8 protein-coding genes are annotated in these 8,533 nt (G+C 67.5%); 7 read left to right on the top strand and 1 reads right to left on the bottom strand.

Features of this window, described 5'->3' with window-relative positions:
* Window positions 1-662, top strand: a 662-nt coding sequence (locus FJT57_RS16840) for a cbb3-type cytochrome c oxidase subunit I (RefSeq protein WP_238993882.1), incomplete at its 5' end; no start/stop codon positions are given.
* A gap of 199 nt (window positions 663-861) precedes the next feature.
* Here FJT57_RS16840 and FJT57_RS16365 read toward each other — a convergent pair.
* A complete protein-coding gene (locus FJT57_RS16365) occupies window positions 862-1,008 on the bottom strand; it encodes a hypothetical protein (RefSeq protein ID WP_162524300.1) in 147 nt (48 codons plus the stop codon).
* A 117-nt stretch (window positions 1,009-1,125) separates the two neighbouring features.
* Here FJT57_RS16365 and FJT57_RS17415 point away from each other — a divergent pair, with 117 nt between their 5' ends.
* From FJT57_RS17415 to FJT57_RS02335, 6 genes are all read left to right on the top strand, one after another.
* A complete protein-coding gene (locus tag FJT57_RS17415) occupies window positions 1,126-1,443 on the top strand; it encodes a DUF7520 family protein (RefSeq protein WP_238993881.1) in 318 nt (105 codons plus the stop codon).
* Window positions 1,444-1,494: 51 nt separating this feature from the next.
* Entirely contained in the window at window positions 1,495-2,769 is a 1,275-nt protein-coding gene (locus FJT57_RS02350) for a Single-stranded DNA binding protein (RefSeq protein WP_144901303.1), read from the top strand.
* Entirely contained in the window at window positions 2,766-4,457 is a 1,692-nt protein-coding gene (locus tag FJT57_RS02345; protein ID WP_394348797.1) for a hypothetical protein, read from the top strand. Before FJT57_RS02350 ends, FJT57_RS02345 begins: the two co-directional genes overlap by 4 nt.
* A 131-nt stretch (window positions 4,458-4,588) precedes the next feature.
* Window positions 4,589-5,332 carry a metallophosphoesterase gene (locus tag FJT57_RS02340; protein WP_238993911.1) on the top strand — a complete coding sequence of 248 codons (744 nt, stop codon included), beginning with the start codon at window positions 4,589-4,591 and terminating at the stop codon, window positions 5,330-5,332.
* A gap of 138 nt (window positions 5,333-5,470) precedes the next feature.
* The gene (locus FJT57_RS17170) at window positions 5,471-5,596 is read left to right on the top strand and encodes a hypothetical protein (RefSeq protein ID WP_275264623.1); all 126 of its coding nucleotides are present in this window, start codon (window positions 5,471-5,473) and stop codon (window positions 5,594-5,596) included.
* A 75-nt stretch (window positions 5,597-5,671) separates the two neighbouring features.
* Entirely contained in the window at window positions 5,672-8,527 is a 2,856-nt protein-coding gene (locus tag FJT57_RS02335) for a DEAD/DEAH box helicase (protein ID WP_144901299.1), read from the top strand.
* Window positions 8,528-8,533: the final 6 nt, after the last annotated feature.

Raw genomic sequence — 8,533 nt, 5'->3', positions numbered from 1 at the left:
TGAAGACGTTCAACTGGATCACCACGATGTGGAACGGCCACGTTCGACTCACCACGCCGATGCTCTTCTGCGTCGGCTTCGTCTCGAACTTCATCATCGGCGGCGTGACGGGCGTCTTCCTCGCGTCGATCCCGATCGATCTCGTGCTCCACGACACCTACTACGTCGTGGGCCACTTCCACTACATCGTGATGGGCGCGATCGCGTTCGCCGGGTTCGCGGGCCTGTACTACTGGTACCCGCTGTACACCGGGCGGATGTACCAGAAGACGCTCGGTAAGGCGCACTTCTGGCTGTCGATGATCGGCACGAACGTCACGTTCTTCGCGATGATCCTGCTCGGCTACGGCGGGATGCCGCGCCGGTACGCGACGTTCCTGCCGCAGTTCGCGACGCTGCACCAACTCGCGACCTTGGGCGCGCTGATCCTGCTCGTCGGCCAGATCATCTTCGTCTGGAACTTCGTCCAGTCGTGGCTCGAAGGGCCGGAAATCCAGGACGGCGATCCGTGGAACCTTCGGCAGTCGGGCCTCTACACGGCCGAGTGGGACTGGTACGACAAGAAGCTGCAGACGGCGATCGCCGACGGCGGCGACGCGGACGACGAACCCGCGCTGACCGACGGCGGGAAGCTCGACGGCGACGCCGGTTCCGACCAGTAATCAGCGATTCGGCGGTTCCTTTTGCGGATCTGACGTGAGACGATCAACACCGCACAGCGCTTGCGATCGTCCGTCGCGAGGTACCTGCTCGGCGCGAGTGTCGTACCTGGCCCCGACGTGAGGCTCGTCATTTGGTCCTGACGCGGGCGTCGTCACTCTCGATCAAAACCGGTGCCTGAGCTCGATCCAACGGTCCGTCTCAGGTCGCGAGAAAGAGCCCGGTGGCGAACATCAGTATCGCGATCGCCGCGAGGATGACTGCGAGCAGATCTCGGTCGCTCATATCCGCGCTTCGCCGCGCGCGCTCAAAGGTGCGTCGGTACCCGTCTCCCCGAAGTATCGTCATTGTTTCCTCGAATTTCGCCCTTCTCCACGAAGTGTCGATACTCGTCCTCGACCGAGGTCGATACGCGCGTCATCTGCGAACGGGTGGCTTAACAGCCTCCGGGGCACACGTCCCGATGTGACGGACGACGAGACCCACAGCGGCACGACCAGCAGGCGACGCGGGCGTGACGGCGACGAGCCGAGTGCTCGCGGATACAACGGCCCGCGGCTCGTCGTCGGACTTTATTTCGCACTCGTCGCCGTGGGTGCCACCGCTGGCTTCCTGACTGCGACGTTCGTCGACGTCAATGCGCCGCGCTTTCTCTTTCTCGTTCCGTTCCCGGCCTCGCCGCTCGGGTTCGCCGCCTACGGCGGGCTGACTCTCGCGCTCGTGCTCGGCGTACCGTTGGCCCTCGTCGTGTACGTGTCGCGGACCGTCGCGGATTCCGCGTGAGCGACGGCCGCGCGACCCTTTTTATCCCCGGCGGCTGTACTACCGGCGACGATGGACGTAGACGAACACGCCGAGGAGCTCGCCTCCGCCCTCGGGGTTGACAAAGCGGAGGTTCAATCCGACTTGGAGAACCTGCTGTCGTACAGCGTGCCGATCGACGAAGCCAAACAGAGCATTCGGCGCAAACATGGCGGCGACGGCGGCGGTGGCGACGCCGCGCCGACGACGAAAGCCGTCGCCGAGATCACACCGGAGGACGGCAACGTCACCGTGACCGTGCGCGTGCTCTCCGTCGGCCAGCGATCGATCCAGTACCAGGGCGAAGAACAGGTCATCCGCGAGGGCGAGTTCGCCGACGCCACCGGCAAGATATCCTACACCGCGTGGGAGGACTTCGGCTTCGAGCCGGGGGACTCGATCACCGTCGGGAACGCGGGCGTCCGCGAGTGGGACGGCCGCCCCGAACTGAACGTCGGCCAGTCCTCGACGGTCGCCGTCGAGACGACGCCCGTGGAGACGGCCTACGAGGTCGGCGGCGATACCGACCTCGTCGAGCTTCGATCGGGCGACCGGGGTCGAAACGTGGAGGTGCGAGTCCTCGACTCCGAGGAGCGCGTCATCGACGGTCGCGACGGCGAGACGACGATCCGCTCGGGCGTCGTCGCCGACGAGACCGGACGACTGCCCTTCACCGATTGGAAGGCCCGCTCGGAGCTTCGCGAGGGTCACGACTTCCGATTCGAGGACGTATACGTCCGGGAGTTCCGCGGCGTTCCGCAGGTGAACCTCTCGGAGTTCACGACGGTCACGCCGCTGGCCCGCGAGGTCGAGGTCGACGACGACGCGCCACAGATGGGAATCGCCGAGGCGGTCGGCTCCGGCGGCCTCTTCGACGTCGAACTCGTCGGGAACGTTCTCGAAGTCCGCGACGGTTCTGGGCTCATCGAGCGCTGTCCGGAGTGCGGCCGCGTGCTCCAGAACGGGCAGTGTCGGGTTCACGGCGAGATCGAGGGCGAAGATGATATGCGCGTGAAGGCGATCGTCGACGACGGCACCGGGACCGTGACGGCGGTGCTCGACCGCGAGCTGACCGAGGAGCTCTACGGCGGCACGATGGACGACGCGATGACGGCCGCCCGCGAGGCGATGGACAAGGAGGTCGTCGCCGACGAGATCCGCGAGCGCGTCGTCGGCCGAGAGTACCGCGTCCGTGGGAACCTCTCGGTCGACGACTACGGCGCGAACCTCGAGGCCAGCGAGTTCGAGCGCGCTGAGGACGATCCGGGGGCGCGTGCGACCGCCCTGCTCACGGAGGTGCGATCGTGAGCGACGCCGTGCAGGGCCGAGAGGTGGCTCGCCGCCTCTTCGCCGCGGAGTTCGACGACGCGACCCTGTCGTACTCTGAGGGCGACGACGAGCGCGCGCCGAACTACGTGGTGACGCCGACCGGCGCGCGCGTCAACCGGCTGTTCGCCGTCGGCGCGCTCACCGAGGTCGAACAGGTCAACGACGAGATCGTCCGCGGACGCGTCGCCGATCCGACGGGCGTATTCGTCACCTACGCCGGGCAGTACCAGCCGGACGCGATGGGCTTTCTGGACCGGACGACGCCGCCGTGCTTCGTCTCGCTCACGGGGAAGGCGCGGACCTACCAGCCGGAGGACTCCGATCGGATCTTCACCTCGGTCCGCCCGGAGAGCCTCAACGAGGTCGACGCCGACACCCGCGACCGCTGGGTCGTCTCCGCCGCCGAGGCGACGCTCGAACGCGTCGCCACGATGGCTGCGGCGCTGAAATTCGACGTCCGCGGCGACGACCTCACCGCCGCGCTCGAAATCCGCGGCGTCGACGGCGCACTGGCGCAGGGCGTCGCGCTCGCGGTCGACCACTACGAACCGACCGAGCACTACCTCGAAGGGATCAGGCGGATGGCCGTACAGGCGCTCGAACTCGTCGCGGGCGAGCGTGACGCGGTCGAAGCGCCGACGGCGGCACCGAACGAGCCGGGGTCGCGAACGCTCGGCTCGCTGCCGATGGTCGCCGCGGCATCGGCCGCGCCGGGTGACGCCGCGGCGGCCGTTTCGCCTGATTCGGTCGAGGACTCCTCGACCGAGAGCCCGTCGGAAGCGAGCGTCGGACCCGAGCCCGAAGCGCAATCGGCCGCCGGCGACGATGTCAAGGAATCCGAGCCAGCCGCCACCGAATCGGAAGAATCCGAGCCAGCCACCGACGATGGACCGGAAGCAGTTGCGGGCGACGTCGCCGACGAACTGGAAGAAGTCGCGGGCGGATCCGAAGACGTTGCGAGCGACGTCGACGAGCCGAAAGAAGTCGCAGACGCCGTCGAGGACGACACTGAGAGCGAAGGCGACGTGGGAGCGGAATCGGAGGACGCCGAAGACGAGAGTTCGGGCACGCTCGGAGACTTCGCGGCCGACGCCTCAGCGGGGGATAGCGAGGCCGAGACCGGGGATCCTGCGGTCGAGACGGAGAGTCCCGACACGGACCTCGACGGGGACGAGATGTACGAAATCGACGACGAGGAGCGCGCCGAGATCGAAGAAGAGTACGGCACGGAGTTCGCGACCGGAAACGAGGTCGACGCGCCGGGAGAGGCCGACATCGACGTGCCGGACGTCGACGAACTCGAATCCCAGATCACCGAGGAAAGCGGGACCGAAAGCGACGGGGAAGACGCCGCCTCCGAAGATGAGTCGGATGTCGTCTCGGACGACGAGGGGGACGCCGCCTCCGAGGACGAGATCGAGGCATCGGATGCAGGCGCGGAGGCAGACACTGAACGTGAGGTTCCCGCAGATGTCGACCTCGAAGACGCCGCCGTCTCGGTGATGGCGGATCTCGACGACGGCGACGGAGCCGACCACGAGACAGTCGTCGCAACGGTCGTCGACGAGTACGGTGCGGATCCCGACGCGGTCGAAGACGCGATCCAGGAAGCGCTGATGGGCGGGAAGTGCTACGAACCCACAGAGGGAACGCTGAAGTCGATCTGAGCGTGGATCCGATCGATTCCGATGGCGGCGACTCGGATCTCGATGCGGGCGAATCAGCCCGCGATCGCCCGGAGGAGCCAGCCCGCGCTGAAACGTCGCTCGTCGAGCCCGTTCCCGGCGAACCGGCCGCGATCGCGCGAATCGACGGGGAAAGGGCGCTCGTCGTCGCCGACTACCACGCGGGGATCGAAATCGGCCTCCGATACGAGCGGGGCGTCGAACTCGAGAGCAACGCGGCCGTCCGTCGCGTTCGATTGCTCGGCCTCCTCGACCGGGTCGACCCCGATCGAGTCGTTGTCCTCGGCGACCTCGGCCACCGGATCGGCGGAACCGAAGGCGTCGAGGGAGAAGAGTTGGACGAACTTCTCGAAGCAGTCCTCGACCGCGTGCCGGTGACGCTCGTCTACGGCAACCACGATACCGGCATCTCCGACCGGTTCGAACCGGAGTACCCGGACCGATTCGTCGTCACTGAGCCGACCGGCGTTCGGCTGGGACGCGTCGGCTTCGTTCACGGCCACACTTGGCCCGCTCGCGAGGTCGTCGAGAGCGAGGTGATCTGCGTCGGTCACGAACATCCCGCCGTCCGCCTGGAAGACAGCGTCGGGGGCGGGCGGAAGGAGCGGGCGTGGCTCCGCGGACCGCTGCGGCGGGAACCGTTCGCCGAGCACCTCGGGGTCGACATCGCCGATCTGGACTGGCGAGACCCCGATATCGTCGTCTTCCCGGCGTTCAACGACCGCTCGGGCGGCACGTGGGTCAACGTCGAGGGGCAGGGGTTTCTCTCGCCGTTCCTCCCCGACGCGCTCGTCGACGACGCGACCGACGCGTTCCTCCTTGACGGGACGCGGTTGGGGCCGTATCGGTCGGTGTGATTCGAGAGCGACGGCGCGATCCGTCCCGATCGATTTGACTTTCCGTCCGACAAGGCCCGCCGCGGCTGATTCGGTTTCTCCCCGGCGCGGAATTGGGACCGGCACTTCCCTTTTCAGTCTGCGGCGCGAACGACAGGTATGCGGATATCGACCCTGGTGATTCTAGCCGGTGCCCTGTTGTTCGTGCTCCCGGTCCCGGGGACGTTCATCGGCGGTGGAGTCGTCGTCGCCGCCGGCGTCGCGCTCCGGCTACTCGGTGAGTGACCGACGCGGGCAAGTTCGTGCGCGTGCCGACGCCCGAACGCTGTGCTTATTCCGCTCGCGCCGCTACACCTGTCGATGCCACCGGGCGCGTCGCAGGGAATGGACGCTTTCACGGCGCTCGGGAGCGCGGTGCGGTCGGCGCTCTCCGAACGCGGCTTCGACACGCCGACGGAGCCGCAGCGCCGCGCGATCCCGCCCATAGCCGCCGGGGAGAATGCCCTCGTGATCGCGCCCACCGGAACCGGAAAGACCGAGACGGCGATGTTGCCCGTGTTCGACGCGATCTCGCGGTCCGATCCCGAGGAGCGCGAGGGGCTCTCCGCGTTGTACATCACACCGCTCCGGGCGCTGAACCGCGATATGCGTCAGCGGTTGGACTGGTGGGGCGAGGAACTGGAAATCGAGATCGACGTCCGCCACGGGGACACGACCCAGTACCAGCGGGGAAAGCAAGCGAACGATCCGCCGGACGTGCTGGTGACGACGCCCGAGACGCTGCAGGCGATGCTGACCGGAAAGAAGCTCCGACGCGCGCTCTCGGACGTCCGCCACGTCGTCGTCGACGAGGTCCACGAACTCGCCTCCGCGAAGCGGGGCGCGCAGTTGACCGTGGGATTAGAGCGCCTGCGGGAACTCTCGGGCCCGTTCCAGCGGATCGGTCTCTCCGCGACGGTCGGCTCGCCCGCGGAGGTCGGTCGGTTTCTTACAGGAGACCGCTCGTTCGAGATCGTCGAGGTCGACGTCGGCAGCGACGTCTCCTTTACGGTCACCCGCCCGGAGATCACGCCCGAGGACGAACTGCTCGCGGGGAAACTCGCGACCGATGACGAGATCGCGAGCCACGTCCGGGTCATTCGCGACATCGTCCGCGGGCACGAATCGACGCTCGTGTTCGTCAACACGCGACAGACCGCCGAGGCGCTCGGCTCGCGGTTCAAGGCACTGGGAGAGCCGATCGAGGTGCACCACGGATCGCTCTCGAAGGACGTCCGGATCGACGTCGAAGAGCGGTTCAAATCCGGCGACCTCGACGCGCTCGTCTGCACCTCCTCGATGGAACTCGGTATCGACGTCGGGCGCGTCGATCACGTCGTGCAGTACGGGAGCCCCAGAGAGGTCGCGCGGCTCCTCCAGCGCGTCGGTCGCGCGGGTCACCGCCGGGACGAGGTCTCTCGCGGCACGCTCGTCACGTCATCCTCCGACGACACGCTCGAAGCCCTCGCAATCGCGCGACGGGCGGAGGTCGGGGAGGTTGAGCCGGCTCGCATCCACCACGCCAGCCTCGACACCGTCGCCAACCAGATCGTCGGCGTCGTGATGGACGAGGGCGAGGTGTCCGCGCGGCGGGCCTACGAGGTCGTGACCGCGGCGTATCCGTTTTCGGATCTCACGAAGGAAACGTTCCGCGAGGTCGTCCGCGAACTCTCGAAGAACCGGCTCCTCTGGCTCGACGAGGACGCCGATCGCCTGGAGAAATCGGGCGGCACCTGGCAGTACTTCTACGCCAACCTCTCGATGATCCCCGACGAGGAGACCTACGAGGTCCACGACATCTCCTCGCGGGGGCGGATCGGCACGCTTGACGAGCGCTTCGTCGTCAACTTCGCCGAGCCTGGTGCCGCCTTCGTCCAGCGCGGGGAGATGTGGCGCATCAACGACATCGACGACGAGGAGTCTCGGGTGAACGTCACCCCGATCGAGGACCCGAGCGGCGAGGTCCCCTCCTGGACGGGCTCCGAAATTCCGGTCCCGGCCGCCGTCGCCAACGAAGTGGGGGAAATCCGCGCGGTCGCCGCCGAGCAGTTCGAGAACGGCGCGTCGCGGGAGGCGGTCGCTCGCGACCTCCGCGCGCGGTATCCGACGGACGCGGACACGCTCGCTTCCGCCTTGGATCCGATCGAGCGCCAGGTCGAGACCGGTCATCCGATCCCGACCGCGGACAGGCTCGTCGTCGAGGGGCGAGCGAGGAAAATCGTCGTGAACAGTTGTCACGGCCACCGCGTTAACGAGACGCTCGGCCGCCTGCTCGCCGCCCTCGTCGGCCAGCGAACCGGCACCTCGGTGGGAATGGAGATCAACCCCTACCGGATCGAACTCGAAGTCGCGGCGCGATCGTCCGTCCACGACGTCGTCGACGTGCTGGAGACGACCGATCCCGGCCACGTCGAGGCGGTGCTCGAACTGGCACTCAAAAACTCCGACGCGCTGAAGTTCACGCTCGCGCAGGTCGCCGCGAAGTTCGGGGCACTCAAGCGCTATCAGGGCCGCGAGCGGTTCGGCGCGGATCGCCTGCTCGCCGCCCTCGAAGACACGCCCGTCTACGACGAGGCCGTCCGCGAGGTGTTCCACGTCGACCTCGCCGTCGAGGAGACCGCGGATCTCCTCGATCGACTTCGGGACGGCGATTCCCCCGTTGCGCTCGAAACCGCACGCGAACGAACCCCGATCGGGGTCGACGGGCGGTCGAGCGGTCGCGAACTGCTCGTCCCGGAGAACGCCGACGCGAGCGTGATCGAGGCCATCGAAGAGCGGATTCGGAACGACCGCGTTCGACTGCTCTGCCTGCACTGTTCGGACTGGGAGCACGAGACGAAGGTGCGTCGCGTCCGCGAGCAACCCGAGTGTCCCGAGTGCGGCGCGACCCGGGTCGCCTGCCTGAACCCGTGGGACGAGGAGTCGCCTGCGGCGGTCCGCGCCGATCCCGGTGACAGATCAGATGACGAGGAACGCCGCGTCGAGCGAGCCTACCGCTCGGCGAGCCTCGTCCAGAGCCACGGCAAGCAGGCAGTGATCGCGCTCGCCGGGCGCGGCGTGGGCCCGCAGACCGCCGCTCGGATCATCGGAAAGCTGCGGGAGAACGAGGCGGACTTCTACCGGGACATCCTCGAACAGGAACGACAGTACGCGCGGACGCAGTCGTTCTGGGACTGACCGCGG

Origin of the sequence: Halobellus captivus (assembly GCF_007655485.1) — an archaeon.
GTDB lineage: Archaea > Halobacteriota > Halobacteria > Halobacteriales > Haloferacaceae > Haloquadratum > Haloquadratum captivum.
Note: the sequence above shows the minus strand (reverse complement) of the source record. Positions and strands in the feature narration are given on the sequence as shown.

Bases quoted from the DNA above. Each gene is read 5' to 3' on its own strand.
- FJT57_RS02350 (WP_144901303.1), top strand. From the start codon at position 1,495: ATGGACGTAGACGAACACGCCGAGGAGCTCGCCTCCGCCCTCGGGGTT.
- FJT57_RS17170 (WP_275264623.1), top strand. From the start codon at position 5,471: ATGCGGATATCGACCCTGGTGATTCTAGCCGGTGCCCTGTTGTTCGTG.
- FJT57_RS16365 (WP_162524300.1), bottom strand. From the start codon at position 1,008: ATGACGATACTTCGGGGAGACGGGTACCGACGCACCTTTGAGCGCGCG.
- FJT57_RS02335 (WP_144901299.1), top strand. From the start codon at position 5,672: ATGCCACCGGGCGCGTCGCAGGGAATGGACGCTTTCACGGCGCTCGGG.